Origin of the sequence: Thermogemmatispora sp., from assembly GCF_042408735.1 — a bacterium.
Classification (GTDB): domain Bacteria; phylum Chloroflexota; class Ktedonobacteria; order Ktedonobacterales; family Ktedonobacteraceae; genus Thermogemmatispora.
The window spans coordinates 1-1067 of sequence record NZ_JBHOQV010000067.1 but is presented as its reverse complement, the minus strand read 5'-3'; the positions used below and the strand labels follow the sequence as shown (position 1 = coordinate 1067).

Below are 1067 nucleotides of genomic sequence, written 5' to 3'. Positions count from 1 at the left end.
GGACTATGATCGGGCAGCCGTGGAGGCGGTGGCGTCGGCCCTCGGGCATCGTCGTGTGGAGGTGGTGCTGCGTCACTACCTGCGCTAGCTGCCTCTGTGGATCGACTGCCGCCTCGGCGCAAGGCGACCCGACGCGCGTGTCCCAGTGGCGCAGGACTGTGCGCTGAACCCAGCCACTGGCAGGAGCTGATCCCCTGATCCTCCACCTCCAACAGCTCCACTCCCTTGCTCCCGACCCACGACAGGGATCTCATGCCCACCCCTGCGCGCTGCCGCTCCCGAGGGACGACGTGCGTCGCTCCTCGGACTGCGGAAGCACGGCGCCGAAGTCATGAAGAAGGAGAGGTCAGCGATGGCAGAACATCAGGAATATCAAGAACATCAGCTCGAACGGATTTCCACAGGATGGCGATGTACCGTCTGCCACAAAACGTGGCAGGCAAAGCCTCGGACGGAGTGTGGGGGTCTGCGGGTGTTCGCGTACGCCCAGATTGACTGGGAGCGGCTGGCAACCGTCTCCGGCCTGCGCCGCCGGGGGTTGCGCCTGGCCCCGGGCCAGCAGCCCGCGGGCTGCTATGAGCGATCGGCGGGGCGCCCCCGGCAGGTGTTGCTCTACTGGGTCCATGAGGCAGCTTCAGCCAAGGCGCTGACGGAAGCGCAGCGGCAAGCGCTGGAACGGGCAAGGGAGGGCTGGCGTCGCTGGCTGACCTGCGAGAGCTGTGGGGGGAAGATTGAGCCTGGGCGCCGCCGCCGGCGGCTCCGGCTCTGCTGGGTGTGTGAGGAAGCGCAACGGGTGCGCCAGCAGCAGCAGGAGATACGGGCCTGACTGCGGGAAGAGCTGGCCCGGGACATTGCCATTGTTGACACGGAGACGACAGGATTGCCCGAAGACCCGGGCTTCCAAGTGGGAGAGATCGCGGTGATCGATGGGAAGGGGAAGCTGCTCTTTCGTTCGCTGATCCAGCCGGATGCGCCTGTGACGCCAGGGGCGCGGGCCCTCCACGGGATCAGCGATGAGGCGCTCCAGCATGCGCCGCCCTTGACGGAGAGGTGGGGGGAGCTGTGTG

General features: G+C 67.1%; 1 protein-coding gene and 1 pseudogene. Both read left to right on the top strand.

The annotated features are described in order from the left end of the window. The first annotated feature begins 352 nt into the window (after nt 1-352). Nucleotides 353-826: a hypothetical protein gene (locus ACFMO7_RS05235; RefSeq protein WP_376794459.1), complete on the top strand. Its 474-nt coding sequence runs from the start codon at nt 353-355 to the stop codon at nt 824-826. Nucleotides 827-880: 54 nt separating this feature from the next. Further along, nucleotides 881-1067, top strand: a pseudogene (locus ACFMO7_RS05230) (hypothetical protein); the annotation flags it as partial.